Origin of the sequence: Nocardioides sp. CCNWLW216 (genome assembly GCF_037120545.1) — a bacterium.
Lineage (GTDB): Bacteria > Actinomycetota > Actinomycetes > Propionibacteriales > Nocardioidaceae > Nocardioides > Nocardioides lianchengensis.
Window position 1 is genome coordinate 1 of sequence record NZ_JBBBBJ010000010.1, and the last position, 26,556, is coordinate 26,556.

The 26,556-nt window shown below is 72.3% G+C and carries 23 protein-coding genes, 1 tRNA gene and 1 rRNA gene; 15 read left to right on the top strand and 10 right to left on the bottom strand.

The annotated features are described in order from the left end of the window. Both rrf and V7S47_RS19725 read left to right on the top strand, forming a co-directional pair. Positions 1–76, top strand: a 5S ribosomal RNA gene (rrf, locus tag V7S47_RS19720); the annotation flags it as partial. Between the two features lie 93 nt (positions 77–169). Beyond that, positions 170–1,219: a tetratricopeptide repeat protein gene (locus tag V7S47_RS19725; RefSeq protein ID WP_336563158.1), complete on the top strand. Its 1,050-nt coding sequence runs from the start codon at positions 170–172 to the stop codon at positions 1,217–1,219. A gap of 9 nt (positions 1,220–1,228) precedes the next feature. On the opposite strand, the gene V7S47_RS19730 is transcribed toward V7S47_RS19725, so the two are convergent. Next, positions 1,229–1,735, bottom strand: a complete 507-nt coding sequence (locus tag V7S47_RS19730; protein ID WP_336563159.1) for a hypothetical protein — start codon at positions 1,733–1,735, stop codon at positions 1,229–1,231. 81 nt (positions 1,736–1,816) lie between these two features. Between V7S47_RS19730 and V7S47_RS19735 the strand changes: the two genes are divergently transcribed. The 3 genes from V7S47_RS19735 (at position 1,817) to V7S47_RS19745 (ending at position 4,181) form a co-directional block, all read left to right on the top strand. Further along, positions 1,817–2,620 carry a PP2C family protein-serine/threonine phosphatase gene (locus V7S47_RS19735; protein WP_336563161.1) on the top strand — a complete coding sequence of 268 codons (804 nt, stop codon included), beginning with the start codon at positions 1,817–1,819 and terminating at the stop codon, positions 2,618–2,620. Beyond that, a complete protein-coding gene (locus V7S47_RS19740; RefSeq protein WP_336563162.1) occupies positions 2,617–3,561 on the top strand; it encodes an alpha/beta fold hydrolase in 945 nt (314 codons plus the stop codon). Before V7S47_RS19735 ends, V7S47_RS19740 begins: the two co-directional genes overlap by 4 nt. A gap of 101 nt (positions 3,562–3,662) precedes the next feature. Further along, complete coding sequence (locus V7S47_RS19745) at positions 3,663–4,181, top strand: DUF3145 domain-containing protein (RefSeq protein WP_090861027.1); 519 nt, start codon at positions 3,663–3,665, stop codon at positions 4,179–4,181. 12 nt (positions 4,182–4,193) lie between these two features. Here the strand turns inward: V7S47_RS19745 and V7S47_RS19750 are convergent, their stop codons facing one another. The 7 genes from V7S47_RS19750 to V7S47_RS19780 form a co-directional block, all read right to left on the bottom strand. After that, positions 4,194–4,616: a hypothetical protein gene (locus V7S47_RS19750; RefSeq protein ID WP_139175864.1), complete on the bottom strand. Its 423-nt coding sequence runs from the start codon at positions 4,614–4,616 to the stop codon at positions 4,194–4,196. A gap of 81 nt (positions 4,617–4,697) precedes the next feature. Next, positions 4,698–6,146 carry an acyl-CoA carboxylase subunit beta gene (locus tag V7S47_RS19755; RefSeq protein ID WP_336563164.1) on the bottom strand — a complete coding sequence of 483 codons (1,449 nt, stop codon included), beginning with the start codon at positions 6,144–6,146 and terminating at the stop codon, positions 4,698–4,700. Then, positions 6,146–7,396 carry a beta-ketoacyl-[acyl-carrier-protein] synthase family protein gene (locus V7S47_RS19760; RefSeq protein WP_090861024.1) on the bottom strand — a complete coding sequence of 417 codons (1,251 nt, stop codon included), beginning with the start codon at positions 7,394–7,396 and terminating at the stop codon, positions 6,146–6,148. Before V7S47_RS19760 ends, V7S47_RS19755 begins: the two co-directional genes overlap by 1 nt. Positions 7,397–7,428: 32 nt before the next feature. Continuing rightward, the gene (locus V7S47_RS19765) at positions 7,429–7,674 is read right to left on the bottom strand and encodes an acyl carrier protein (protein ID WP_028645031.1); all 246 of its coding nucleotides are present in this window, start codon (positions 7,672–7,674) and stop codon (positions 7,429–7,431) included. Positions 7,675–7,721: 47 nt separating this feature from the next. Then, the gene (locus tag V7S47_RS19770) at positions 7,722–8,723 is read right to left on the bottom strand and encodes a beta-ketoacyl-ACP synthase III (protein ID WP_336563166.1); all 1,002 of its coding nucleotides are present in this window, start codon (positions 8,721–8,723) and stop codon (positions 7,722–7,724) included. Further along, positions 8,723–9,907 (bottom strand): acyltransferase domain-containing protein, encoded by a 1,185-nt coding sequence (locus tag V7S47_RS19775; protein WP_336563167.1) that lies wholly within the window; start codon positions 9,905–9,907, stop codon positions 8,723–8,725. The genes V7S47_RS19770 and V7S47_RS19775 overlap by 1 nt, the downstream gene beginning before the upstream one ends. Positions 9,908–9,987: 80 nt before the next feature. Further along, positions 9,988–11,187 (bottom strand): PucR family transcriptional regulator, encoded by a 1,200-nt coding sequence (locus tag V7S47_RS19780; RefSeq protein ID WP_336563168.1) that lies wholly within the window; start codon positions 11,185–11,187, stop codon positions 9,988–9,990. Between the two features lie 198 nt (positions 11,188–11,385). On the opposite strand from V7S47_RS19780, the gene V7S47_RS19785 reads away from it, so the two are divergent. Continuing rightward, on the top strand, positions 11,386–12,339 hold the full coding sequence (locus V7S47_RS19785) for an alpha/beta fold hydrolase (protein WP_336563169.1): 954 nt from the start codon (positions 11,386–11,388) through the stop codon (positions 12,337–12,339). A 72-nt stretch (positions 12,340–12,411) separates the two neighbouring features. On the opposite strand, the gene aceE is transcribed toward V7S47_RS19785, so the two are convergent. After that, positions 12,412–15,198, bottom strand: coding sequence for a pyruvate dehydrogenase (acetyl-transferring), homodimeric type (gene aceE, locus V7S47_RS19790; protein ID WP_090861021.1), 2,787 nt, complete (start codon positions 15,196–15,198; stop codon positions 12,412–12,414). Between the two features lie 221 nt (positions 15,199–15,419). Here aceE and V7S47_RS19795 point away from each other — a divergent pair, with 221 nt between their 5' ends. The 4 genes from V7S47_RS19795 (at position 15,420) to V7S47_RS19810 (ending at position 18,252) form a co-directional block, all read left to right on the top strand. Then, complete coding sequence (locus V7S47_RS19795) at positions 15,420–15,857, top strand: DUF3052 domain-containing protein (RefSeq protein ID WP_090861020.1); 438 nt, start codon at positions 15,420–15,422, stop codon at positions 15,855–15,857. A 42-nt stretch (positions 15,858–15,899) separates the two neighbouring features. Further along, positions 15,900–17,531, top strand: a complete 1,632-nt coding sequence (locus V7S47_RS19800) for an AMP-binding protein (protein ID WP_336563170.1) — start codon at positions 15,900–15,902, stop codon at positions 17,529–17,531. Then, positions 17,528–17,995 (top strand): peroxiredoxin, encoded by a 468-nt coding sequence (locus tag V7S47_RS19805; protein ID WP_336563171.1) that lies wholly within the window; start codon positions 17,528–17,530, stop codon positions 17,993–17,995. Before V7S47_RS19800 ends, V7S47_RS19805 begins: the two co-directional genes overlap by 4 nt. Positions 17,996–18,177: 182 nt before the next feature. After that, positions 18,178–18,252: transfer RNA gene (locus tag V7S47_RS19810), tRNA-Val, on the top strand. Between the two features lie 16 nt (positions 18,253–18,268). On the opposite strand, the gene V7S47_RS19815 is transcribed toward V7S47_RS19810, so the two are convergent. Beyond that, a complete protein-coding gene (locus V7S47_RS19815) occupies positions 18,269–19,612 on the bottom strand; it encodes an aminotransferase class V-fold PLP-dependent enzyme (protein ID WP_336563172.1) in 1,344 nt (447 codons plus the stop codon). A 220-nt stretch (positions 19,613–19,832) separates the two neighbouring features. On the opposite strand from V7S47_RS19815, the gene V7S47_RS19820 reads away from it, so the two are divergent. The 5 genes from V7S47_RS19820 to V7S47_RS19840 are packed head-to-tail and all read left to right on the top strand — an operon-like array spanning position 19,833 to position 26,528. Further along, complete coding sequence (locus V7S47_RS19820) at positions 19,833–20,531, top strand: DNA alkylation repair protein (RefSeq protein WP_336563173.1); 699 nt, start codon at positions 19,833–19,835, stop codon at positions 20,529–20,531. A 15-nt stretch (positions 20,532–20,546) separates the two neighbouring features. After that, on the top strand, positions 20,547–22,832 hold the full coding sequence (locus V7S47_RS19825) for an HAD-IB family hydrolase (RefSeq protein WP_336563175.1): 2,286 nt from the start codon (positions 20,547–20,549) through the stop codon (positions 22,830–22,832). Then, a complete protein-coding gene (locus V7S47_RS19830) occupies positions 22,832–24,019 on the top strand; it encodes a zinc-dependent alcohol dehydrogenase (protein ID WP_336563176.1) in 1,188 nt (395 codons plus the stop codon). The genes V7S47_RS19825 and V7S47_RS19830 overlap by 1 nt, the downstream gene beginning before the upstream one ends. Further along, positions 24,016–25,596 carry a lactate racemase domain-containing protein gene (locus tag V7S47_RS19835; protein WP_090861017.1) on the top strand — a complete coding sequence of 527 codons (1,581 nt, stop codon included), beginning with the start codon at positions 24,016–24,018 and terminating at the stop codon, positions 25,594–25,596. Before V7S47_RS19830 ends, V7S47_RS19835 begins: the two co-directional genes overlap by 4 nt. Beyond that, the gene (locus V7S47_RS19840) at positions 25,593–26,528 is read left to right on the top strand and encodes a lysophospholipid acyltransferase family protein (protein WP_336563177.1); all 936 of its coding nucleotides are present in this window, start codon (positions 25,593–25,595) and stop codon (positions 26,526–26,528) included. The genes V7S47_RS19835 and V7S47_RS19840 overlap by 4 nt, the downstream gene beginning before the upstream one ends. The last annotated feature ends 28 nt before the right edge of the window (positions 26,529–26,556 follow it).

Sequence of the window (26,556 nt, forward strand, 5' to 3'; positions counted from 1 at the left end):
GAACCCGGAAGTTAAGCCTTTCAGCGCCGATGGTACTGCAGCCGAGAGGCTGTGGGAGAGTAGGACGCCGCCGGACATACACTCCGTAGGGGCCACCGTCACCGGTGGCCCCTACGTGCATTTCCCCGACAGCGACCGCCCACATGGGCAGGACCAGGAGCAGGACGCCGTGGCCGAGCAGCGCCGCAACCAGCGACCTTCAGGAGACGCCAACCGCTCAGGAAGCGGGCGCCCGAGCGGCGGCCGCCCGACGGGCGGCCGGCCCAGCGGTGGGAAGCCGAGTGGGGGCAAGCCCGGGAAGCCGGCCGCGGGCGGCGGGAGTCGCGGCGGCGGCCAGGGACGGTCGTCGGAGCGCTCCTCCGAGCGCTCGCAGAAGTGGAGCCCCGACGGTGAGCGCGGTGCCCGCGGGGACAAGCGCCCCGCCCGCGCCGGCGACAGCCGTCCCACCCGTGGTGGCGGTGGCGACCGTCCGGGGCGCAAGAACGACTGGAAGCGGCCCGCGGACAAGCAGGCCGACCGCTCCGAGGAGCAGGCTCGCTACGACGGGCCGGAGCTGCCCGCTCACATCACGGGGCAGGAGCTCGACCGCTCGATCTCGTCGCAGTTCAAGGGGCTCCCGGAGAAGCTGGCCCAGCGCGTCGCCCGGCACCTCGCCGCTGCCGGCGAGCTGATCGACGAGGACCCGGAGACCGCCTACCAGCACACGCTGGCCGCGCGGGCCCGTGCCCCGCGGCTCGCCGTGGTGCGCGAGGCCGCCGGAGAGGCCGCTTACGCCGCCGGCCACTACGCCGAGGCGCTCTCCGAGCTGCGTGCGGCGAAGCGGATGAACGGCGCGACGGCGTACCTGCCGATCATGGCCGACTGCCACCGTGCCCTCGGCAATCCCGACCAGGCGCTGAAGCTGGCCAAGAGCCCGTCGGTCCCGAACTTCAGCGCCGAGGCCAAGGCCGAGATGACCATCGTCGAGGCCGGTGCCCGGCGCGACATGGGTCAGCTCGACGCCGCCCTCCGGACGCTGGAGCTCGCGCCCCTGCAGTCCAAGAACCGGGCGGCCTGGGTCGTGCGCCTGCGCTACGCCTACGCGGACACGCTCGAGGCGGCCGGGCGCGAGACCGACGCCCTGGCCTGGTTCCACCGCACCTACGCGATCGACAGCGACCAGCTCACCGACGCGGCGGATCGGGCCGAGGCGCTGGAGAAGCGCCGACCGGCGGAGTGATCTCCGGCCTCAGCGGCTGAGGACGGTCACGTTCGCGGGGGCACCCGCCGCCCGGGTGCCCCAGCGGAGGCCCTCCCGGAAGCCCAGGCGCACCCGGTCGACGCTGACCTCGCCGGCGTACTCGCCCCGGACCCGGAGCACGATGGTGTCCCCGGCGCCGAAGGAGTGGTCGTCCGGCGGTACCAGCTCGTCGCAGAACGCCCCCGGGTCGGTCGTCACCCGTGGCGAGCCGCCCACGCAGAGCAGCGGCTCCACCTCGACCGGCGCCTCCGCGGTGACGTGCACCTGGACCCCCGACAGTCGGAGCGTCCGGTCGGACTCGCCGGGCGCGACCGACAGGTAGACGTCCTGACCCACGGGGGCCGAGGTCACCACGGTGTTGTCGCTGGTCGCGAGCGCGGGCGGGCTGGTCACGAACCAGAAGACCAGCCCGACCACCACCGCGACGACGACCGTCCAGACCGCCAGCCTCGCGCGCGGTCGGCGGGCTACCTCGAGGGGTCCTTCGGGTTCCATGCCGTGAGGGTAACCACGCTGGGACGGTCTTGACCGTCGCCGGGCGGCGCGGTCTACTGCCGGAGTCGTCAGGGAGGTGTGATGCTGCGGTTCTCGGGTGCCGGGGTCAGCGACGTGGGGCGGGTGCGTCCGCACAACGAGGACGCTGGCTTCGTCGGTCCGTACGTCGCGCTCGTGGCCGACGGCGTGGGTGGCGCGGCCGCCGGCGAGATCGCCTCCGCGACGGCGGCGTACGCCGTCTCCGCGACCGCGCTCGCCCACTTCCTCGAGCCGCCCGAGCTGGTGCTGTCCGAGGCGGCCGACGCGGCTCGGGCGGCCGTCAGGTACGGCGTGCAGCGGGACCTGGACCGGCTGGGCATGGCGACCACCCTGACCGTACTGGTCTGCGACGGCAGCCGGGTGGTGCTCGGCCACGTCGGTGACAGCCGGGCCTATCGCTGGCGCGACGGCGCGCTGCGCCAGCTGTCGACGGATCACACCTACGTGCAGCACCTGGTCGACACCGGCCAGATCACGCGCGAGGCCGCCGCACGGCACCCGTGGCGCAACGTGGTGCTCCGCTCGGTGGACGGCGACCCGGAGGGCCCTGGCCTCGACCTGGTGCCGGTGCCGACGCGCCCCGGGGACCGGCTCCTGCTCTGCAGCGACGGGCTCACCGACCTGGTCGACGAGGCGCGGATCAGTCAGGTCCTGCAGCTGTCCGATCCGCTGTCGGCCGCGGCGGTGCTGACCCAGTCGGCCCTGGTGGCCGGGGGGCGCGACAACATCACCTGCATCGTGCTCGACGTCGTGGAGGGCCCGCTGGTGGTCGGCGACGGCCAGCTGCTCGGCGCGCTCGTCGACGTGGCGAACGTGGTCGACGCTGCTGCGGTGCGGCTGCGATGAGCGACGTACGGCGTCCGGCCCTGGAGGGGTCGGTGGCCGTCCGGGGCGACCGGCGCCTCAGCTTCGCCGAGTACGGCCACGCCCGGGGCCCGGCCATCGTCTGGATGCACGGCACTCCCGGTGCGCGTCGCCAGATCCCGCTCGAGGCGCGGGCCATGGCCGAGCAGCACGGGTTGCGCATCATCGGCATCGACCGGCCGGGGATCGGCTCGTCCACGCCGCACCTCTACGACCGGGTCCTGGATTGGACGGGCGACCTCGAGATCATGCTGGAGACCCTGGGGGTCGACACGTTCCGGATGGTGGGGCTGTCCGGGGGTGCGCCGTACGCCCTGGCGGCGGGGGTCGCGTTCCCCGACCGCGTCCACGGAATCGGCGTGCTGGGCGGGGTGGTGCCCACTCGCGGGCCCGACGCGGCCGGGGGCGGTCCGATCCAGCTGGCCGTCCGCCTCGCGCCGCTGATCCAGCTCACGCGGGTCCCGCTCGGTGTCGCCCTGACCGGGGCCATCCGAGTGGCCCGCCCGGTGGCCGGCCTGGCGCTCGACGCCTATGCCGCGGTCCAGCCGCCGGGGGACAAGTCCCTGCTCTCCCGCCCGGAGTTCAAAGCGATGTTCCTCGACGACCTGCTCAACGGGAGCCGGTTCCAGACCTCGGCGCCGCTGAACGACCTGCTGCTGTTCACCCGCGACTGGGGGTTCACCGCGGCCGAGGTCGTCGTACCGGTGCGGTGGTGGCACGGCGACGACGACCACATCGTGCCCTTCCGGCATGGGGCGCATCTCGTCGACCGGCTCCCCGACGCCACCCTGTCCACGATCGACGGGGAGAGTCACCTGGGTGGGCTCGGCATCGCCCGGGAGGTCATCGAGACCCTCCTGGAGCTGGGGCCGCGTTGTACTGCGGGTTCTGCTGGTGCTCAGGCGCCTCATGCGTCACAATAGGTTCGACAACCACATAGGTGTCATTCGCGACATCCGACAACGCTCCAAGACGAGACCGCTGGGGAAGGCGTAGCTCGCGCCGGAGATTGAAGGAGGTCACGGTGACCGCACGCACTGCCACCCGTACCGCGACGAGGGGCGTCTTCTACGTCCACTCTGCGCCGTCCGCACTGTGCCCGCACATCGAGTGGGCCGTCGGTGGTGTTCTTGGCGTGCCCGTGAGCCTGGACTGGACTCCCCAGCCGGCGCAGTCGGGCAGCTATCGCGCCGAGCTGTCGTGGTCCGGCGACGCCGGCTCCGCGGCGGCCATCGCCTCCGGGCTCCGGGGCTGGAACCAGCTCCGGTTCGAGATCACCGAGGAGCCGACCTCCGGCACCGAGGGTGCGCGCTACTCGTTCACGCCCGAGCTCGGGGTCTTCCACGCCGTGACCGGCCTGCACGGCGACATCATGATCCCGGAGGACCGGCTGAAGGCGGCCGTCGTCAAGGCCGCTCTGGGCGACACGACGTTGCTCGTCGAGATCGACAAGCTGCTCGGCAAGCCGTGGGACGACGAGCTGGAGACCTTCCGGCACGCCGGCGAGGGTGCGCCCGTGCGCTGGCTGCACCAGGTGGTCTGAGGGATCCCCCACTCAGCGCCGACGGAGCTTGAAGGCCACCGGCTTGATCCATCCCTCGACGTAGTCGTCGGGACCGTTCTGCACGCTCAGCTTGCCGCGGATCACGAAGCGGCCGGGGCGGGTGGTGTTCTTGCAGATGGTGAACGTGCCGGTGCCGACGGTCGGGTTGTAGCCGCTGAGGTGGGCGCCTGAGCCCAGCTTCTTGCCGCCCGGGCCGATGAGGAACGTCTCCAGGCCCCAGTCGCCGGCCGGCGGCTGGATCCGGTAGCGGTAGCGGTAGACCCGGCATCCGCTGCGCAGGACGCGGTCCGCCGCGCCGAGCCGACCCCACTCGTGGTGGTCGGCGGTGGCCGAGGCAGGAGTCGCCCCGGCCACCAGCGCAGCCGGGGCCAGCAGCACCGCGGCGATCGATCCGAGCATCGTCTGGCGGAGCATCGTCATCTCCAAGGTCGGGTGTGACGGTCGTCATGCCCAACGTAACAAGGAGCCTCCGGGTTACGGCCCCGGCGCCGCCCGTCAGAGCGGGATGTTGCCGTGGGCGCCGTGCCGCACACCGACTGCCTGGACCGCGTCGTCGATCGCGCGCGCGATGGCCGAGCGGGTGGCGGTCGGGGCGACCACCTCGTCGACGACGCCGATCTCGACGGCCTTGTCGACGCCGCCAGCGATCCGCTCGTGCTCGGCGGCCAGCTCGGCCTCGACCTGCGGGCGGATGTCGGGTGCCACGTCGGCGAGCTTGCGGCGGTGCAGGATGCGCACGGCTGCGACCGCACCCATGACGGCGACCTCGGCGCCCGGCCAGGCGAACACCTTGGTGGCGCCGAGCGAGCGCGAGTTCATGGCGATGTAGGCGCCGCCGTACGTCTTGCGGGTGACGAGGGTGACCCGGGGGACGACGCACTCGCCGAACGCGTGCAGGAGCTTCGCCCCGCGTCGTACGACGCCGTCCCACTCCTGACCGACGCCGGGCAGGTAGCCCGGGACGTCGACGAGGACGATCAGCGGGACGCCGAACGCGTCGCACATGCGCACGAAGCGGGAGGCCTTCTCGGCCGACAGCGAGTCGAGGCAGCCGCCGAGGCGCAGCGGGTTGTTCGCGACCACGCCGACCGTGCGACCGCCGAAGCGGCCCAGTGCGGTGACGATATTGGGCGCCCAGCGGGCGTGCAGCTCCTGGACCGTGCCCTCGTCGAGGACGGCCTCGACGAGCGGGTGGACGTCGTACGCACGCTTCTTGGACTCGGGCAGCAGGGCCTCGAGGTCGCGGTCCTCGACCGCGTCGACGCGCAGGCTGCCCTGGGAGCCGAGCAGCGAGGCCACGCCGCGGGCGCGGTCGAGGGCCTCCTGCTCGGAGTCGGTGAGGATGTGCACGACGCCGGAGCGCCGGCCGTGCGGCTCGGGCCCGCCGAGCCGCAGCATGTCGACGTCCTCGCCGGTCACCGACCGGACCACGTCGGGCCCGGTCACGAAGATCCGTCCCTCGGGGCCGAGGATGACGACGTCGGTGAGGGCGGGTCCGTACGCCGCGCCGCCCGCGGCCGGGCCGAGGACGACGGAGATCTGCGGGATCTTGCCGGAGGCCTGGGTCATCACCTGGAAGATCCGGCCGACCGCGTGCAGGGACAGCACGCCCTCGGCGAGCCGGGCCCCCCCGGAGTGCCAGAGACCGATGATCGGCGCACCGTCGGTCATCGCCCGGTGGTAGGCGTCCATGACGACCTGGCAGCCGCTGTGACCCATCGCGCCGCCCATCACGGTCGCGTCGGAGCAGAAGGCGACCACGCGGGTGCCGTGCACCTCGCCGACGGCGGCGAGCATGCCGGAGTCGTCGTCGGGGGAGATCAGCTCGAGGGTGCCCTCGTCGAAGAACGCGGTCAGGCGGTGCACCGGGTTGCGCGGGTCCTGCTCGCGGGGGAGCTTGGCCGGCTTGCGGTCGGTGTTGGGCTTCTCAGGAGCGACGGTCATCAGACACTTCCGTAGAGAACGGCGACGTTGGCGCCGCCGAAGCCGAACGAGTTGTTGAGGGCCGCGATGTCGCCCTGGGGCAGGTCGCGCGGCTTGGTCGCGATGTCGAGGTCGACCTGCGGGTCGAGGTTGTCGAGGTTGATCGTCGGCGGCACCACGCGGTTCTGGATCGCGAGCACGGTCGCGATCGACTCCAGCGCGCCGGCACCGCCGAGCAGGTGCCCGGTCATCGACTTGGTGCTGGTCACCACGACCTGGGAGACGTGGCTGCCGAGGGTGGCGTGCAGCATCAGGCCCTCCGCGATGTCGCCCTGAGGGGTCGAGGTCGCGTGGGCGTTGACGTGGAAGACCGACTCCGGCCCGATCTCCGACTCGGCGAACGCCCGCAGGATCGCGCGGGAGCCGCCGCGGCCGCCGGGGTCCGGCTGCGCGATGTCGTGGGAGTCGGCGGTGATGCCGGCGCCGAGGACCTCGGCGTAGATGCGGGCACCGCGGGCCTGGGCGTGCTCGAGCGACTCGAGCACCAGCACGCCGGCGCCCTCGCCGAGCACGAAGCCGTCACGGGCGGTGTCCCACGGGCGGGACACCGTGGTCGGGTCGCCGGCGTTCTTGGACAGCGCCATCATGTTGGCGAAGGCGGCCATCGGCAGCGGGTGGATCGCCGCCTCGGTGCCGCCGGCCACGACCACGTCGGCGCGGCCGAGGCGGATCTGGTCGAGGGCGAGGGCGATGCCCTCGTTGCCGGAGGCGCAGGCCGAGACCGGGGTGTTGACCGCGGCCCGCGCTCCGACGTACAGGCTGATGTTCGCGGCGGGCGCGTTGGGCATCAGCATGGGGACCGCGAGCGGGGAGACCCGCCGCGGACCCTTGGCCTTCAGGGTGTCGTAGTTGTCGAGCAGCGTGTTGACGCCGCCGATGCCCGAGGCCATCGCAACGCCCACCCGGTCGCCGTCGAGGCCACCGTCCTGGACGGCGTTCTCGAGGCCTGCGTCCCGCCAGGCCTCCATCGCGGCGACCATGGCGAACTGCGACGAGCGGTCCAGGCGGCGGGCCTTGACCCGCTCCAGGACCTCGGTCGGCTCGACCGCGACCCGGGCCGCGATCTTGACCGGCATCTCCTCGGCCCAGTCGTCGGTGAGGTGGCGGACGCCCGAGCGGCCGTTGACGAGGCCCTCCCAGGTGCTGGCCACGTCGCCGCCGAGGGGGCTGGTGGTGCCCAGACCGGTGATCACGACACGGGTACGACTCATCTGCTGTTCGACTCCTTCGACGGGGGTGAGCGTCAGGCCTGGGCGCGCTCGATGAAGGCCACGGCGTCGCCGACGGTCTTGAGGTTCTTGACCTCGTCGTCGGGGATCGAGACGCCGAACTTCTCCTCGGCGGCCACGACGACCTCGACCATGGAGAGCGAGTCGACGTCGAGGTCGTCGACGAAGGACTTGTCGAGCTGGACGTCGTCGGCGTCGATGCCGGCGACCTCGTTGACGATCTCGGCGAGGTCGGCGCGGATCTCTTCGGTGGTGGCCATCTGGCGGTGTTCCTCTCGGGTGGGGTGGGTGGAGCTGGTGGTGCGGATCAGGGAACGACGACGACCTGGGCGGCGTACGCCAGGCCGGCGCCGAAGGCGATGAGCAGTGCGGTGTCACCGGACTTCGCGTCGCCCTCGCGGATCATCCGCTCGAGGGCGAGCGGGATGGAGGCCGCGGAGGTGTTGCCCATGTCGGCGATGTCGCGGGCGATCTTCACCGACGGCGGGAGCTTCATCGAGCGGGCCAGCGCGTCGACGATGCGCATGTTGGCCTGGTGGGGGACGAAGCAGTCCAGCTCGTCGGCGGTGATGCCGGCGCGGTCGAGGGCCTGCTGGCCGATCTTGGCCATGGCGAACGACGCCCAGCGGAAGACCGGGTTGCCCTGCATGGTCAGGTGGGGGATCTGGGGGGACTCGGAGGCGACGACGTCGCGCCAGTCCTCGCGCTGCCGGATCAGGTCGAACTGCTCACCGTCGGAGCCCCACACGACCGGGCCGATCCCCGGCGTCTCGCTCGGGCCGATCACGACGGCGCCCGCGCCGTCGGCGAAGATGAAGGCCGTCCCGCGGTCGGTGGTGTCGGTGATGTCGGAGAGCCGCTCGACGCCGATGACCAGGACGTAGCCGGCCGAGCCGGCGCGAACCATGTCGCTGGCCATGCTCACGCCGTGGCAGAAGCCGGCGCACGCGGCCGAGATGTCGAAGGCGGCCGCCTGGTCGGTGCCGAGCTCGTGGGCGATGGCCGTGGCGATCGCCGGCGTCTGCAGCAGGTGGCTCACTGTGGCGACGACGACGCAGTCGATCTGGCGGGCGTCGATGCCGGCCCTCTCGAGCGCCTCGCGCGAGGCCGCGACGGACATCATCTGCACGGTCTCGTCGGGCCCGGCGATGCGGCGGGTCTTGATGCCCGAGCGCTGCTGGATCCACTCGTCGCTGGAGTCGATGGCCTCGACGATCTCGGCGTTCGGGACCACTCGGGCGGGTCGGTAGGCGCCGACGCCGAGGATCGCGGTGTGCTCGGCGCCGCGGCTCGGGTTCAGGGCCGCCATCAGGCCGCGCCCTCCGGGTGCAGACGGAGCAGCGGTTGACCGGGGGAGACCAGGTCGCCGTCCTCGACCAGCCACTCGACCACCTGGCCGCCGTGGGCGGCGGTGACGCTGATCCGGTCGCGCAGGCTGGCCACGTCGCCGATCGCGGCGCCGGCCGGGAGCACGTCGAGGTCGGCGGCCTCACCGGCGATGTGGAAGGTGCCCTTGGCGGGGGAGACGACCATCCGCCAGGTCGGCGTGGTGTCGATCGACGAGGCCTCGCCGTGCTTGGCGCAGAAGGCCCGGGCATCGTCGAGCTGGTCGGGGGTCTTCAGCGCGAAGGTCTCGACGCCCTTCAGGGCGCGCTTGGCAATGCCGGTGAGGGTGCCGGCCGGGGGCATCTCCAGGATGCCGGTCACGCCGAGGTCGGACATGGTCTCCAGGCACAGGTCCCAGCGGACCGGGTTGGCGATCTGGCCGACGATGCGCTTGAGGACCTCGCGACCGTCGTGGACCACCTGGCCGTCCCGGTTGGAGATGACGGGGGTGCGGGGGTCGTGCACCGAGACCGACTTGGCCAGCGTGGCCAGGTGGCCGACCGCCGGGGCCATGTGCTCGGTGTGGAACGCGCCGGCGACGCTCAGCGGGACCAGCCGCGCCTTGGCGGGCGGGTCGGCCTTGAACGCCTCGAGCTGCTCGAGGGTGCCGGCGGCGACGATCTGGCCGGGGCCGTTGTCGTTGGCCGGGGTCAGGCCGTGCGCGGCGATCGTGGCGAGCACCTCGTCCCGGTCGCCGCCCAGGACGGCGGTCATGCCGGTCGGCGTGATGGCCGCGGCGTCGGCCATCGCCTTGCCTCGCTCGCGGACGAGCACCATCGCCTGCTCGGCGGTGATGGTCCGGGCGCCGGCCGCCGCGGCCAGCTCGCCGACGCTGTGGCCGGCTACCGCGCCGATCTGGCTGAAGGCGTCGGACGGGTGCGGGAACAGCTCCAGGGCCGCGACCAGACCGGTGGCGACGAGCAGCGGCTGCGCGATCTGGGTCTCGCGGATCGTCTCCGCGTCGGCCTCGGTGCCGTAGTGGGCCAGGTCGAGGCCGGCCACGGTGGAGAGCCAGGCGAACCGCGACGCGAAGGTCGAGTCCTCCAGCCAAGGGGTCAGGAAGCCGGGCGTCTGAGCGCCCTGCCCGGGAGCGACGATGACGAGCACGGACCCCACTCTGCCGTGCCCCGGGCTCCCGGTTCGCCTCCGGCGCGCACGAAAGTCCGCCCCCAGCCTTTGTGGAGACCCTACAAATCTCCGGTCCGGCCAGACTGACGTCCGAGGACCAGCGCGATCTCCAGGGTGAACGCGTCACGCGACTGGGTCGGGCTGTAGCCGGTGAGCTCCGCGGCCTGTTTCAGCCGGTAGCGCACCGTGTTGGGGTGCACGAACAGCACCCGGGCCGTCGCCTCGATCGACGAGCCGGTCTGGAAGTACGCCGCCAGCGTCTCGATCAGCGTTCCACGCGCCCGCACCAGTGGGAGGTAGACCTCGTCGACCAGGTGCCGGCGGGCATGGCCGTCCCCGGCGAGCACCCGCTCGGGGAGCAGCTCCTCGCTCAGCACCGGCCGGGGCGCCTCGGGCCAGCCCGAGGCGGACCGCTGGGCGGAGGCGGCGGCCCGGGCGGAGACGTGGGCCGTGCCGAGATCGCTCACCGCGGGGCCGACGACGACCGGCCCGGGGGCGAAGAGGGGAGCCACCACCTCGGCGGCGGTCCGCGGGTCGGCCACGCCGCCCAGGAGCACCACCAGGCGGTCGCCCTGGACCGCGCAGAGCGCGTCCATGCCCGATCCGCGCGCGTGTCGTCGTACCTCGTCGAAGAGGTCGGTCTCGGTACGGCGGGCCGGGGCGGTGCCGAGCACCACGGCGACGTCGCCGCCGGCGGACCAGCCGAGCGCGCTGGCCCGGGAGAGCAGCGACTCGTCGGTCTCGGCCCGGAGCACGGCGTCGACCACCAGGGCCTCCAACCGGGCGTCCCAGGCGCCGCGAACCTCCGCGGCGCGGGCGTAGACCTCGGCGGTCGCGAACGCGACCTCGCGGGCGTAGCGCAGCACCGCCGCGTGCAGGTCGGGGGCGTCCTCGGCGTCGAGGAGCGCGTCGATGTTGCTCTCGACCACCTCGATCGAGAGCCGGATCAGGTCGACGGTCTGCTGCAGGGTGATCACGCCGGCCAGGGCACGCGGCGCCGCGCCGAAGATCGAGGCCGCGAGCGCGGTCCCGTCGGCTCCGGGGACCCGGTCGGTGTCCTCGCGGTACCAGTCCACGAAGCCCCGGATACCGGCCTGGACGATGCTGCCCACCCAGGAGCGCTCCTGCGCGCTGAGCTCGGCGAACCAGGGGTTGTCGCTCTCCATCCGGGCCATCGCGGCCGTGCTGAGGGCGCCCGCGGAGCGCTGCAACGCATCGGCGTTGCGCGAGCGGGGTACTGCGGTGGAACGGCGGGCCACGGACCGAGGCTAGCCGCCTCCCGCCGACCGCCTGCGGGGCGTGCCCCGACCGGGTTCGACGGCAGGTGGTTGACCTGGTCCGATCGGGCCGTTTCCCCTGTGGGACAAGGGAAAACGAGCCATTGTCGACCACTCTCCTGACCGACGGCCGACCCTCTGGTTGAATCCGTCACCTATCCGCCCAGCGAGGAGGACGCGGTGTCCGACCAGCGTCACGAGGTGCAGTACCTGACCATCCACGGCCACCGGCGTGCGTTCGTGAAGGTCGGGGAGGGGCCGGCGCTCCTGCTGCTGCACGGCCTCGGCTGCGACCACACGACCTGGGACCCGATCATCGACGCGCTGGCGCGCCGCTACACCGTCATCGCCCCGGACCTGCTGGGTCATGGCCGCTCCGCGAAGCCGAGGGCCGACTACTCGCTCGGCGGCTACGCCAACGGCATGCGCGACCTGTTGACCCTCCTGGGGATCGACAAGGTGACCGTGGTCGGCCACAGCTTCGGCGGCGGCGTCGCGATGCAGTTCGCCTACCAGTTCCCGGAGCGCACCGAGCGGATGCTGCTGGTCGCCTCCGGCGGGCTCGGCCCCGAGGTCTCGCCCGGGATCCGCGCGATCACGACCCCCGGCTTCCACCAGCTGATGGGCGTCCTGACGCTGCCCGGCATCCGGCACGCCGGCGTACTCGGCCTGCACGCGTTGGCCGCGTCCGGCCTCAAGCCCGCCCGCGACCTCGGCGAGGTCGCCCACATCTACGACTCCTTCAAGGACCCGAACGCCCGCCACGCCATCCGGCACGTCGTGCGGGCCGTGGTCGACTGGCGCGGTCAGATCGTCACGATGGCCGACCGCGCCTACCTCACCGAGGCGATGCCGATGGCCGTGGTCTGGGGCCGCGACGACGCCGTGATCCCGGTCCGGCACGCCAGCAACGCGGCCGCGCTCGCACCCAAGGCCCGGGTCGAGGTGATCCCGAACGCCGGGCACTTCCCGCACAAGGACCACCCGGAGCGGTTCGTGAAGATCGTGCACGACTTCATCCGGTCCACGCAGCCGGCGACGTACTCCCGTGCGCGCTGGCGGCGGCTGCTGAAGGACGGCCAGGTCGGCCCGATCGGCCCGCTGGCCCCCGTCCCCGACATCGACACCGCCTGAAACGCCGAGTCGGCGCGAGTTCGTGCCGACTCGGCACTGAACTCACGCCGACTCGGCGGTGAGGGGCTGGGACTAGGCGTCCCCGCCCTCCTGCTTGACGCCGGCGGTGGCGGTCGGGTCGTCGATCCGGTACGTCGCGAACGCCTTCTCGACCTGCGAGCGGTCGATCTCCCCCTGGTCGGCAAGGGCCTGGAGGGCCTGCACGACCACCGACTGGGCGTCGATGTGGAAGTAGCGACGCGCCGCGGGGCGGGTGTCGGCGAAGCCGAAGCCGTCCGCGCCGAGCACGCGGTAGTCGGCCGGCACCCAGCGGGCGATCTGCAGCGGGACGGCCCGCATGTAGTCCGACACCGCGACGACCGGGCCCTGGACGCCCGCCAGCTTCTCGCTGACGTACGACGACCGCGGCGCCTCGCCCGGGTGGAGCAGGTTCCACTCCTCGGCCGCGACGGCGTCGCGGGCCAGTTCGTTCCACGAGGTGACCGACCAGGTGTCGGCCTGCACGCCCCACTCCTCGCGGAGGATCCGCGCGGCCTCGGTGACCCACGGGAACCCGACGCCCGAGCCGAGCAGGGTGACCCGCGGGCCCTCGCCCTCGGCCTTCGACATCTGGTGGATGCCCTTCAGGATCCCCTCGACGTCGACGCCCTCCGGCTCGGCCGGCTGCGGGGTCGGCTCGTTGTAGACCGTGAGGTAGTAGATGACGTCCTCGGCGTTCTCGCCGTACATCCGCTCGAGGCCGTCGCGCATGATGTGGCTGATCTCGAACGCGTGCGCCGGGTCGTAGTGCACGACCGCCGGGTTGGTCGACGCGAGGAGCGGCGAGTGGCCGTCGGCGTGCTGCAGGCCCTCACCGGTGAGCGTGGTCCGGCCGGCGGTGGCGCCGATCAGGAAGCCGCGCGCCAGCTGGTCGGCCATCGCCCAGATCGAGTCGCCCGTGCGCTGGAACCCGAACATCGAGTAGAAGATGTAGAACGGGATCATCGGCTCGCCGTGCGTGGAGTACGACGATCCCGCGGCGGTCGCCGAGGCCATCGCGCCGGCCTCGGAGATGCCCTCGTGCAGCATCTGGCCGGAGGTCGACTCCTTGTAGGAGAGCAACATATTGCGGTCGACCGATTCGTACTGCTGGCCGGCCGGGTTGTAGACCTTCGCGCTCGGGAACATGGCGTCCATGCCGAAGGTGCGGTACTCGTCCGGCGCGATCGGGACCAGGCGCTTGCCGATCTCGGGGTCGCGCATCCAATCCTTCAGCAGTCGTACGACGGCCATCGTGGTGGCGACGTTGTTCTTGCCGCCGCCCTTCTTCAGGTCGGCGTACGTCTTGTCGCCCGGCAGGGTGAGCGGCTTGGCCCGCAGCACCCGCTTCGGCACCGAGCCGCCGAGCTGCTGGCGACGCTCAAGCATGTACTCGATCTCCGGCGAGTTCTGGCCCGGGTGGAAGAACGGCGCGGCGCCGGTCTCCTCGTAGGAGCGCTCGAGGTCGCGGTCGGAGATCGGGAGGTAGAGCCGGTCCCGGAACTTCTTCAGGTCGTCCGGGGTCAGCTTCTTCATCTGGTGGGTGGCGTTCTTGCCCTCCAGCGCGTCGATCGTCCAGCCCTTGATCGTCTTGGCGAGGATCACGGTCGGCTGGCCGACGTGCTTCTTCGCGGCGTCGAACGCGGCGTAGACCTTGCGGTAGTCGTGACCACCGCGGGGCAGCTTCTGGATCTGCTGGTCGCTCATGTGCTCGACCATCTTGCGCAGTCGCGGGTCACCGCCGAAGAAGCTGTCGCGGACGTAGGCGCCGTCCTCGACCGAGTAGGTCTGGAAGGCGCCGTCGGGGGTGCTGTTCATCTTGTTGACCAGCACGCCGTCGACGTCCTGCGCGAGCAGCTGGTCCCACTCGCGGCCCCAGACGACCTTGATGACGTTCCAGCCGGCACCGCGGAAGTTGGCCTCGAGCTCCTGGATGATCTTCCCGTTGCCGGTGACCGGTCCGTCGAGCTGCTGCAGGTTGCAGTTGATGACCCAGGTGAGGTTGTCGAGCTCCTCGCGGGCGGCGATGCGGATCGCGCCCAGCGACTCGGGCTCGGCCATCTCGCCGTCGCCGAGGAAGGCCCAGACGTGCTGCTGGCTGGTGTCCTTGATGCCGCGGTTGGCGAGGTAGCGGTTGAACCGCGCCTGGTAGATCGAGTTGATGCCGGTCAGGCCCATCGAGACCGTGGGGAACTCCCAGAAGTCCGACATCAGGCGCGGGTGGGGGTACGACGGCAGCCCGGCGCCGGGTCCGTGCTGGACCTCCTGGCGGAACCGGTAGAGCTGCTCCTCGGTGAGCCGGCCCTCGAGGAAGGCACGGGAGTAGACACCGGGGGAGGCGTGGCCCTGGATGTAGATCTGGTCGCCGCCGCCGGGCGCGTCCTTGCCCTGGAAGAAGTGGTTGAAGCCGACCTCGTAGAGGCTCGCGGAGGACTGGTAGGTGGCGATGTGGCCGCCGACCTCCAGGCCCTTGCGGTTGGCGCTGGACACCATGACGGCGGCGTTCCAGCGGATGAACGCGCGGATGCGCCGCTCGATCTCCTCGTCGCCCGGGAACCACGGCTCCCGCTCGGGCGGGATCGTGTTGATGTAGTCGGTGCTCCGCAGCGCGGGGACGCCGACGTTCATCTCTCGAGCACGCTCCAGCAGCCGGAGCATGACGTAGCGAGCTCGCTCGCGTCCGCGCTCGTCGACCAGGGCGTCGAACGAGTCGAGCCAGTCGTGGGTCTCGTCGGGGTCGATGTCGGGCAGCTGGGTCGGCAGTCCCTCGTGGATCACAGCAGGGGTGGTGCCGCCGCGCGTGCCTGAAGGAGTGGGTGATTCTTCGGTCACGGACCCCATCGTGTCACGCGTGGGATGGCCGGGAAATCTACCCGCGAGTAGTCCCACGGTCCACGTGACGGCGACCTCATGCACGTCCGAAGTGGTACGTCGACCGGCGTCGCGCCTGTGGACAGAGGTTGCGCCCCGCCCCGGACTCCGCTGGACTACTCCCCACGTCACGGGCTGTACCGGTCGTCGGAGACCCGGCGACCGCACCGAAATCGTCTGGAGGATGTCAGTTGAGCGCGACCGCGGGTGGCGGGTCCACCCAGACAGGGGCTGCTGGAGCTCCCGACCGGCTCGGCTTCAAGGCCGGCATGGTCATCCAGGAGCTCGGCTGGGACGACGACACCGACGACGCCTTGCGCGTCGCGATCGAGGACGCCATCGACGGCGACATGGTGGACGGTGACTACGGCAACGTCGTGGACGCCGTGCTGCTCTGGTGGCGCAAGGAGGACGGCGACCTCGTCGACGGGCTCGTCGACTCCCTCACCGACCTGGTCGGCGGGGGAGCGATCTGGCTGCTGACTCCGAAGGTGGGGCGGCCCAACGCCGTCGACGCCTCCGACATCGCCGAGGCGGCCCCGATCGCGGGCCTCTCGCAGACCACCACCGCGGCGGTGAGCAAGGACTGGGCCGCGACCCGGCTGGTCGCGCCGAAGACGCCGGCCTGATACCCCGCTCCGTCGTACCGCTCCCTCACGTCGGATAAGAAGGTGCCTGTGCTGCAGAAGGTGATCGACCGCGCCCGCGAGGCCGGGATCGGTGCTCGGGTGCTGCTCGGGTCCGGGATCGTCCGGCCCTACTCACCTGCGGTGCTGGCCCGGCTGCTCGGCACGGTGCGTGCGTGGGGGACCGGTCCTGCGGGCGGCTTCGCGTCGCTGGCGCTGCGCGAGCCCGACCGGGTCGGGATCCTCGACGAGCGCGGCTCGTTGACGTACGGCGAGCTGCACCGGCGCTCCAACGCACTCGCCCGGGCGCTGCACGCCCGCGGCGTCGGCGAGGGCGACGGCCTCGCCCTGATGTGTCGCAACCACCGCGGCTTCGTCGAGGCCACAGTGGCGGCGGCCAAGCTCGGCGCGGACGTGCTCTACCTCAACACCGCCTTCGCGGGCCCCCAGCTGGTCGATGTCCTGGAGCGCGAGCAGCCGACCGTCGTCGTCCACGACGAGGAGTTCACCGGCCTGCTGGCCGACGCCGAGGCCGGCACCCGGGTGCTGGCCTGGACCGACTCGACCGACCTGGCCGACGACGTGCTCACCCTCGACGGGCTGATCGCGTCCGCGGCCACCGACGACCTGGACCCGCCCGGACGGCACGGGCGGATCGTCATCCTGACCTCCGGCACCACCGGCACGCCCAAGGGCGCACCCCGCAACGAGGCCGGCATCGACGCGGCGATCTCGCTGCTGTCCCGGATGCCGCTGCGCTACGGCTGGCGCACCCACGTCGCGGCGCCGCTGTTCCACACCTGGGGCTTCGCCCACCTCGCACTCGCGATGCTGCTCGGGTCGACCGTGGTGCTGAAGCGCAAGTTCGAGCCGGAGGAGGCACTCCGGCTCACCGCCGAGGAGGACTGCGACTCGCTGGTGGTCATCCCGGTCATGCTGCAGCGGATCCTGGGGCTGTCCGAGGACGTGCTGGGCCGCTACGACCTGCCCCGGCTGAAGGTGGTGGCCGCCTCCGGCTCCGCGCTGCCCGGTGACCTGGCCGTCGACTGGATGGACCACTTTGGCGACAACCTCTACAACATCTACGGCTCGACCGAGGTGGCCTACGCCTCGATCGCCACGCCGGTCGACCTGCGCGAGGCGCCGTCCTCGGCGGGGAAGCCGCCGTGGGCGACGGTCGTGAAGATCCTCGACGACGACGGCCACGAGCTGCCGCACGGCGAGGCCGGCCGGATCTTCGTCGGCAACAACCTGCTCTTCGAGGGCTACACCGGCGGCGGCCACAAGGACATGGTCGACGGGCTGATGTCGACCGGCGACGTCGGCCGCTTCGGCGAGGACGGCCGGCTCTACGTCGAGGGCCGCGACGACGAGATGATCGTCTCCGGCGGCGAGAACGTCTTCCCCAAGGAGGTCGAGGACTGCCTGGCGCGCCATCCGGCGGTCGTCGAGGTGGCCGCGGTCGGAGTGGACGACGACGAGTACGGCAAGCGGCTGCAGGCCTACGTCGTGCTGAAGGACGGCACCGACGTCTCCGCCGACGACCTGCGCGACTGGGTCCGCGAGAACCTCGCCCGCTACAAGGTGCCCCGCGAGATCGTGCTGCTCGACGAGCTGCCCCGCAACGCCACCGGCAAGGTCCTCAAGCGCGAGCTGGGCAAGGAGGAGGGGGCGTGACCGGCCTCGAGCTCGGCGGCCCGGCTCCCGACTTCACGCTGCGCGACCAGTTCGGTCAGGACGTCACGCTGTCGTCGTACCGCGGCACGAAGGCGGTGGCGATCCTCTTCTACCCCTACGCGTTCTCGGGGGTCTGCACCGGCGAGATGGCGGGGGTGCGCGACCGGTTGGCCGAGTTCCTCACCTTCGACACCGAGGTGCTGGCGGTCTCCTGCGACCCGATGTTCGCGCTGCGGGCCTTCGCGGACTCCGACGGGCTCAACTTCCCGCTGCTCTCCGACTTCTGGCCGCACGGCGACGTGGCCCGGGCCTACGAGGTCTTCGACGAGCGCTCCGGGTCGGCGCGGAGGTCGTCGTACGTCGTCGATCGGGAGGGCAACCTGCGCTGGTCGGTGCACAACGCGATGCCCGAGGGGCGCGACCTCGACGAGCACCTGCGCCAGCTGCGCGACGCCGTCGGCTGAGCCCCGCGGGAAAGTGGTCTGGACCGGGCCGGGGAAATCACCCGGACCCGTCCCGCCCGTTCGGGGGAGCCCGCTAACGTTGTCCTCGTTGAACCGCTGGTGACCCGAGACGCCAGCGGTTCGACTCATTTCCGGGTCTTTTCGCGGCCCGTCTCCGGCTCGTCTAGTCTGTGGCGCGCTCGGGGCGTATAGCTCAGCGGTAGAGCTCCTCGCTTACAACGAGGCGGTCGGGGGTTCGATCCCCTCTGCGCCCACCACCCGGTTCACCCGGCCTCAGACCGGCACCGGCTCGTCGACGTCGGTGCACGGCGTGGCCGAGCCGTCGAGGCTGGTGAGCCCGGCGAGCTCGGGCAGCGGGCGCGGGTCGTCGAGCAGGGCCCGGTCGCCGTCCTCGCGGTAGCGGCCGCGCGGGCCCTCGGTCAGCACCTGCCGGAGGGCCCCGACGAGCCGGTCGACGTCGTCGCTGCTGGTGCCGGCGCCGACGGCCACGCGGAGGGCGCCGCCCGGGAGGCCGAGCCGCTCGAAGAGCGGGTGGGCGCAGAAGCGTCCGGCGCGCAGCGCGACCGCGTGCTCGGCGGCCAGCACCGAGGCGACCAGGGTCGGGTCCTCGGGCACCGTGAAGGTGACCACGCCGACCGGCTCCCCGGCCTCGGGCCACAGTCGCACGACCTCCAGGCCGTCGATGGTGCCCAGCCCCGCGAGCAACCGTCCGCGCAGCGCCCGCTCGTGCTCGTCGAGGGCGTGCTCGGCCCCGGCCAGCACGTCGCAGGCCGTGGCCAGCGCGACGGCGCCGAGGAGGTTCGGCGTGCCGCCCTCGTGCCGCGCGGGCGCGCTCGCCCACGACACCGAGTCGGTGCCGACCGCGGTGACCGCGCCGCCACCGGCGAGGTGCGGGCGCCCCTCGTCGAGCCAGTCGCGGCGGCCGACCAGCGCGCCTGCGCCGAACGGCGCGTAGAGCTTGTGGCCCGACAGGGCGACGTAGTCGACGCCGCTCGCGGCCAGCGACAGCCGCCGGTGGGCGAGCAGCTGGGCGCCGTCGACCAGCACCCGGGTGCCGTGCCGGTGGGCGAGCACGACCACCCGGTCGACCGGCAGCGCCTCGCCGGTCACGTTGGAGGCGCCGGTGACCACGAGCAGGGCGTACGGCGTGCGCGCGAGCTCGGCGTCGAGCAGGTCCAGGGTGCCGGCGACCGTCGGGGCGGGTGTGAGCACGGTGCTGCCCGCGCCGAGCCGCCACGGCAGCAGCGCGGCGTGGTGCTCGAGGTCCAGGGCGAGGGTCGGGCCGGGCGTCACCGTCGCGAGGAGGTTGGTGGCGTCGGTGGTGTTGCGGGTGATGACCACGACGTCGTCGGGCCGGGCGTCGACGTACGCGCCGACGCGCTCGCGGGCCGACTCGTAGAGCGCCGTGGAGACCTGGGAGAGGTAGCCGGCGCCGCGGTGCACGCTGGCGTACCAGGGGAGGGTCTCGGTGACCCGGTCCGCGACCTCGCGCAGCGCGGGCGCGCTGGCCGCCGCGTCGAAGTTCGCCTGCCGCATCCGGCGACCGTCGAGGACGGGCACGAGGGTGTCGGCGCCCACGAGGGGCAGCAGCGGGGCGCGGAACGTCGGGTCGGGCACGGCCCGCCTCCTTGGATCTGGATCTGGCGTGGATCTGACGACTCAATGTCGAGTAAGTAGGTCAACTTTACGTTGCGGCGAGGTCGCCGAGCGAACGGCGACACCAGGTGGTCGAGACCACCTCCCATCCGGTCCCGCGGTGGCTCCGAAGCACGACCAGCGGGCCGCGGTGGCAGCTCTCACGGGGGACCTGCCCCCGGGGCCCGCTATCTTCACGTCCGTGCCGGCCGACCTCGCCCTCGTCGAGGCGGTCCGGCACACGCTGGCCGAGGCGGCGGATCCCGAGCGGGCGGTCGGGCAGCAGGCCTACATGAAGTCGGCGATGCCCTACCGGGGCGTGACCCTGCCCGCGCTGCGGAAGCTGCTGCGGCCGCTGCTGGCCGAGCACCCGCCTGGGTCACGAGCGGACTGGGAGGCCACGGTGCACGAGCTGTGGGACCACGCCGCCTATCGCGAGGAGCGGTACGCCGCCACCGCGCTCGTGCAGCACCCGGCAGCGAAGCCCTGGCGCGACGGCGCCGCGCTGCCGCTGGCCCGGCACCTGATCGTCACCGGCGCGTGGTGGGACCACGTGGACGAGCTGGCCGTGCACCTGGTCGGCGAGGCGCTGCGAGCGGACCCGGACGTCGTCCGACCGGTCCTCGTCGCGTGGGCCACCGACGACGAGCTGTGGCTGCGCCGTACCTCGGTGATGTGCCAGGTCGGCGCCAAGGGCGACGTCGACGTCGAGCTCCTGCGGCTGGCGATCGAGGCCAACGTCGACGACCGCACATTCTGGCTGCGCAAGGCGATCGGGTGGGCGCTGCGCGACCACGCCCGCGCCGACCCCGACTGGGTCCGGGCCGAGGTGGCCAGGCTGGGCGATCGGCTGTCGGGTCTCTCGCGCCGCGAGGCCCTGAAGCACCTGTCCCCGGCGTAGGGCAGAATCTCGCGGGTGGCTGAGGGATCGGACATTTCGGTAGCGGAACGGCTCGACGGCCAGCACGTCCTGGTGACCGGCGTGACCGGCTTCGTCGGCGAGGCGCTGCTGCACCTGATGCTGACCGAGGTGCCGGGCGTCCGGGTGACCCTGCTGGTGCGACCCAAGGGCTCGACCAGCGGCGCGGCCCGGATCGCGACGCTGCTGAAGAAGCCGATCTTCGCCTCCGTCGTGGAGTCGTCCGGCGGCATCGAGGCGCTGATGGCGGCGCGGATCGGCGTCCTCGAGGGCGACCTCGCCGACACCCCCGAGCTGCCGAAGGGCCTCGACGCGGTCGTGCACTGCGCCGGAGACGTCTCCTTCGACCCGCCGGTCGACGAGGGCTTCCGCACCAACGTCGTCGGCACGCGCGAGCTGCTGGCCCGGGTGCGCGAGTCCGGCCCGGGTGTCCACTACGTCCACATCTCGACGGCGTACGTCGCCGGCCGCCGCCGGGGCGACATCCCCGAGGGACCGGTCGAGCACCAGGTCGACCTCGCGGCCGAGACCGCGTGGGGCCTGCGCCAGCGCCAGGAGGTCGAGGACGCGTCCCGCAGTGCCGACGCGTTGACCCGGCACCGCAAGAAGGCCGAGAAGGAGCACAGCCGGGCCGGCCTGCTCACCGCCGCGAACGCCACCGAGGCCGCGCGCAAGCAGTGGGTCAAGGACGAGCTGGTCCGGATCGGCACCGAGCGGGCCCGCAGCCTCGGCTGGACCGACTGCTACACGTTCACCAAGGCGCTCGGCGAGCGGGTCGTCGAGGAGCACGCCCGCGAGCACCCGGTCTCGATCGTCCGGCCCAGCATCATCGAGTCCGCCCTCCAGCGGCCGCACCCGGGCTGGATCGAGGGCTTCAAGATGGCCGAGCCGCTGATCCTGGCCTACGGCCGGGGCGAGCTGCCCGAGTTCCCGGCCTCGGCCGACACCACGGTCGACATCGTCCCCGTCGACCACGTGGTCTCGGCGATCGTCGCGGTCCTCGCGCACCCGCCGGCGGCAGGCGACCCGGCGTACTTCCACGTCTCCTCGGGCGACCGCAACCCGCTCACCTTCGGGATGCTCTACGAGAACGTCCGGGCCTATTTCGACGTGCACCCGTTCCAGGCCGGCGACCGCGGGGCGGCCCGGCTGCCGGACTGGCGGTTCCCGGGGGCCCAGGCGGTCAACCGGCTGCTGACGACCAGCGAGAAGGCGCACCAGGTCGCCGACTACGTCCTGGGCCACGTGCCGCGCAGCGACCGCACCCGCGACCTGGCCCGCAAGCTCGACCAGCAGGGCCGGCGCCTGGAGTTCCTGCGCCGCTACCTCGACCTCTACCACGAGTACACCCAGGCCGAGCTGGAGTTCTCCGACACCCGCACCATGGCGCTGCTGCGGTCGCTGTCGCCGCAGGACCAGGAGCGCTTCGCCTTCGACACCTCGGTCGTCGACTGGCCGGTCTACCTCCAGGAGATCCACTGCCCGGCGGTCACCGCTCCGGTGCGCCGGCTCGACGAGCTGCGCGCGGCGCGCCGCAAGGCCGCCCGGACGGGCCCCCGCCCGGTCGGCGAGAGCACCGAGGTCGCCGCGTTCTTCGACATGGACGGCACCCTGCTGTCGTCCAACGTGATCGAGACCTACCTGTGGATGCGGCTGCCCGAGCTGTCCGGCAGCGAGCGGTTCGCCGAGCTCAGCCGGGTGGTGGCCAAGGTGCCGGCGCTGGTGCAGGCCGAGCGCCGCCAGCGCAGCGACTTCCTGCGCACCATCTACCGCGAGTACGCCGGCGCCCGGATCGCCGACCTGGACGCGATCGCCGACGAGCACCTCACCAGCCACGTGCTCGCCCGGCTGTCCCCGGAGGCCGTGCGCCGGATCCGCGAGCACCGCCGGGCCGGGCAGCGGACCGTGCTGATCACCGGCGCGATCCGGCCGCTGACCCGCCCGCTGGCCCCGCTCTTCGACCACATCGAGGCCGCCGAGCTGGCCGTCGACGATCGGGGCGTGTGCACCGGCCACCTCGCCTCCTCGCCGCTGGTGGGGGAGTCGCGGGCGGCCTGGATGCGCTCCTACGCCACGGCTCACGGCATCGACATGACGAAGTCCTTCGCCTACGCCGACTCCCACTCCGACCTGCCGCTGCTCGAGGCGGTGGGCAACCCGGTGGCGGTGCGGCCCGACGTACCCCTCTTCCGGCACGCGCGGCGCAGCCACTGGACGATCGTCGACTGGGCCAGCTCCAGCTCGTCCGACCGCACCCTGAACCCCGCGGGAGGCGCGCGATGATGCTCGCGCTCGAGATGTTCCGCTCGCTGCCGCGCACGGTCGCGGGCAAGGCCGTCGGCAGCAGGCTGCCCGGGATCCTCTCCGGGTACGCCGCCCCGCTGCGCCTGGTCACGATCGACGCCCCGGTGGTCGACCGGCCGGGCTGGGCGCGGCTGAAGACCCGGCTGTCGGGCATCTGCGGCTCCGACCTCGGCATGCTGTCGGGCCAGACGTCGCTCTACTTCTCCGCGCTGGTGTCGCTGCCGTTCGTGCCGGGCCACGAGGTGGTCGCCGAGCTGCTCGAGGACTGCGAGGACCTGCCGGCCGGGACCCGCGTGGTCGTCGACCCGGTCCTGACCTGCGCCGCCCGCGGGGTCGAGCCCTGCGACGGGTGCGCGGCCGGGGCGACCAACCGCTGCTCGCGGATCACCGTCGGCGACGTCTCGCCCGGGCTGCAGACCGGCTTCTGCCACGACACCGGCGGCGGCTGGGGGCAGCAGCTGACCGCGCACCGCAGCCAGCTGCACGTCGTCCCCGAGGGCTACTCCGACGAGCAGGCGATCCTCATCGAGCCGATGGCCTGCGCCGTGCACACCGCGCTGCGCGCCGGCGTACGCCCCGGGGACCGGGTGCTGGTCAGCGGGGCCGGATCGGTCGGGCTGTTCGCGACCTTCGCGCTGCGCGAGCTCACCGGCGCCGGCGAGATCATCGTGGTCGCCAAGCACGGCCATCAGCGCGAGCTGGCCCTGGCCCTGGGCGCCACCGAGGTGGTCGCCCCGCGCGAGGTGCTGCGCCGGGTGCGCCGCTCGACGGGGGCCTTCCAGCTGAAGCCCGAGTTCTCGTCGCCGTACCTCCTCGGCGGGGTCGACGTCGCCGTCGACGCCGTGGGGAGCAAGCAGTCGCTGGAGACCGCGCTGCAGGCCACCCGCGCCGGCGGCCGGGTCGTGCTGTCCGGCATGCCCGCCCCCGCCGACCTCTCCGCGGCCTGGTTCCGCGAGCTCGAGATCGTCGGCACCTACGCCTCGGCCCACGCCGACGACGCGTTCGCGAAGGCGACCGAGCTGGTCGCCCACGACGCCGTCACCCAGCTGTCCAAGTCCGTCGCCAGCTATCCGCTGCACCGCTGGCGCGAGGCGCTCGACCATGCCCACTCCACCGGCCGTCTGGGGACGGTCAAGGTGGCGTTCGACCCGAGGAGCACCCAATGAGCAGGCCCGGTTTCGTTCTCGAGGTCGACGACCGGACACCCCCGCTGGTCGTCCACGAGGGCCTCGGCTTCCGGCTGGAGAGCTTCCCGCTCGGGACCCGGGTGGTCTACCCGCCCGAGTCGCTGCCGACCGTCCCCGACGTCGACGAGGCGATCCGCGAGGCGCTGCTGCACCCCGTGGACGCCGAGCCGCTGCCGTCGCTGCTGTTCTCCGGGATGCGGCTGACCATCGCCTTCGACGACCTGTCACTGCCGCTGCCGTCGATGAAGAGCCCCGACATCCGCGGGCGGATCATCGAGCACGTCCTCACCCTGGCCGCCGAGGCCGGGGTCGACGACGTCGAGATCGTCGCCGCCAACGCCCTGCACCGGCGGATGACGGCCGGCGAGCTGAAGCACATCGTGGGGGAGCGGGTCTTCCGGTCGTTCTTCCCGCAGGGCCAGCTGTACAACTTCGACGCCGAGGACCGCGACAACCTCGCCCACCTCGGCACCACCGAGCAGGGCGAGGACATCGAGATCAGCAAGCGGGCGGCCGAGTCCGACCTGCTGGTCTACGTCAACGTCAACCTGGTCGCCATGGACGGCGGGCACAAGTCGGTCGGCATCGGGCTGGCGTCGTACAAGTCGCTGCGCCACCACCACAACCCGCAGACCATGGTCCACTCGCGGTCCTTCATGGACCACAAGAAGTCGGCCATGCACCACTCCGCGTGGCGCATCGGGCGGATCATCAAGGACACCGTCAAGGTGTTCCAGATCGAGACGACGCTCGACAACAACGTCTTCGGCAAGCCCTACGACTTCCTCATGAAGCGCGAGTGGGAGTGGTCGGTGCGCGACCAGGCCTCGATGCTGGCGATGAAGCGCGGGCTGTCGGTCGCGCCGCAGAAGCTGCGGCACAAGCTGTTCCACGACCTGCGGGCGCCGTACGGCCTGACGGGGATCAGTGCCGGCGAGGTCGAGGCCGTGCACGAGCAGACCCTGGAGCGGGTGCACCGCCAGCAGCTGGTCGAGGTGCAGGGGCAGTCCGACGTGCTGGTGCTCGGGGTGCCCTACCTCGGCCCCTACAACGTCAACAGCTCGATGAACCCGATCCTCGCCACCTGCATGGGCCTGGGCTACTACTTCAACTCCTACCGCCACCAGCCGGTCGTGCGGAAGGGCGGCGCGGTGATCCTCTACCACCCGCTCAACGAGGGCTTCAACCAGTTGCACCACCCGTCGTACGTCGACTTCTACGAGGAGGTGCTCGCCGAGTCGACCGACCCGGCGGTCATCAGCGCGAAGTACGAGAAGCAGTTCGCCGAGGACGAGTGGTACCGCCACCTCTACCGCACCTCGCACGCCTACCACGGGGTGCACCCGTTCTACATGTGGTACTGGGCGGCGCACGCGATGGACCACGTCGACGAGGTCATCTGGGTGGGGGCGGACCGCAAGGTCGCCTCGCGGCTCGGCTTCCGCGCGGCGACGACGCTGCAGGACGCGCTGGAGATGGCCTCGGGGACCGTCGGCTCATCGCCGTCGATCACCTACCTGCACAACCCGCCGCACCTGCTCGCGGACGTGCGATGAGCGGCTTCCTCAAGGGGACCGTCGACGACGTCCGGACGGTCTCGCGGGGCTGGCGCTGGGGGCGACGCTCGATGGTGCCGCGCTCGGCGGAGGAGTACGTCCTGCCCGCCCGGTCGACGGTCTTCCCGTCCGACTGGTCGCGCAAGCGGCCGGCGATCGCGGCGCGCGAGGTGGCGCAGAAGGGCGGACTCGAGCCGCTGTTCCGCTCCCAGGTCCGCACCCGGGTCGAGGGGCTCGACGTGCTCGACCGGATCGACGGCCCGGTCATCTTCGCGGCCAACCACGCCTCCCACCTGGACACGCCGCTGATCCTGCTGTCGCTGCCCGACGAGTGGCGCCGTCGTACGGCGGTGGCGGCGGCGGCCGACTACTTCTTCGACACCTGGTGGCGTGCGGTCGGCTCCTCGCTGCTGTTCAACACCTTCCCGATCGACCGTCGCGGCGGCGCGATGGCCACCACGCCGGGTGAGGTCCTCGCCGACGGCTGGAGCCTGGTCATCTTTCCCGAGGGCACCCGCTCGCAGGACGGCTGGATGGGCAAGTTCCGGATGGGTGCGGCGTTCCTCGCCCACGAGTACGACGTCCCGGTGATCCCGGTCGCGCACCGCGGCACCTTCGCCGCGATGCCCCGGGGCGCCGGCTGGCCCAACCCCGGTCGGCGCCAGCTGACGATCCGGTTCGGCGAGCCGCTGCGGCCGGCCGAGGGGGAGTCGGTGCGCGACTTCGCGCCCCGGATCAAGGACGCGGTCGCCCGGCTGCTCGATGAGGACGCCACCACCTGGTGGGAGTCCCGGCAGCGGGCGGCGGCCGGCACGACCCCCGACCCGTCCGGGCCGCAGGTCGCCGCCTGGCGCCGGGTCTGGGCCCAGACCGAGTCGCCGCAGGTCGCCGAGGAGCCGTCCGGCCGGCGGCTGGCCGCCTGGCGGCGCTGAGCCTCGGGTGAGAGCCCTCTCATGATCG

Coding starts and splice junctions, on each gene's coding strand:
- V7S47_RS19730 (WP_336563159.1), bottom strand. CDS start 1,735: ATGGAACCCGAAGGACCCCTCGAGGTAGCCCGCCGACCGCGCGCGAGG.
- V7S47_RS19735 (WP_336563161.1), top strand. CDS start 1,817: ATGCTGCGGTTCTCGGGTGCCGGGGTCAGCGACGTGGGGCGGGTGCGT.
- V7S47_RS19740 (WP_336563162.1), top strand. CDS start 2,617: ATGAGCGACGTACGGCGTCCGGCCCTGGAGGGGTCGGTGGCCGTCCGG.
- V7S47_RS19750 (WP_139175864.1), bottom strand. CDS start 4,616: ATGCTCCGCCAGACGATGCTCGGATCGATCGCCGCGGTGCTGCTGGCC.
- V7S47_RS19755 (WP_336563164.1), bottom strand. CDS start 6,146: ATGACCGTCGCTCCTGAGAAGCCCAACACCGACCGCAAGCCGGCCAAG.
- V7S47_RS19760 (WP_090861024.1), bottom strand. CDS start 7,396: ATGAGTCGTACCCGTGTCGTGATCACCGGTCTGGGCACCACCAGCCCC.
- V7S47_RS19765 (WP_028645031.1), bottom strand. CDS start 7,674: ATGGCCACCACCGAAGAGATCCGCGCCGACCTCGCCGAGATCGTCAAC.
- V7S47_RS19770 (WP_336563166.1), bottom strand. CDS start 8,723: ATGGCGGCCCTGAACCCGAGCCGCGGCGCCGAGCACACCGCGATCCTC.
- aceE (WP_090861021.1), bottom strand. CDS start 15,198: ATGGGGTCCGTGACCGAAGAATCACCCACTCCTTCAGGCACGCGCGGC.
- V7S47_RS19830 (WP_336563176.1), top strand. CDS start 22,832: ATGCTCGCGCTCGAGATGTTCCGCTCGCTGCCGCGCACGGTCGCGGGC.
- V7S47_RS19835 (WP_090861017.1), top strand. CDS start 24,016: ATGAGCAGGCCCGGTTTCGTTCTCGAGGTCGACGACCGGACACCCCCG.
- V7S47_RS19840 (WP_336563177.1), top strand. CDS start 25,593: ATGAGCGGCTTCCTCAAGGGGACCGTCGACGACGTCCGGACGGTCTCG.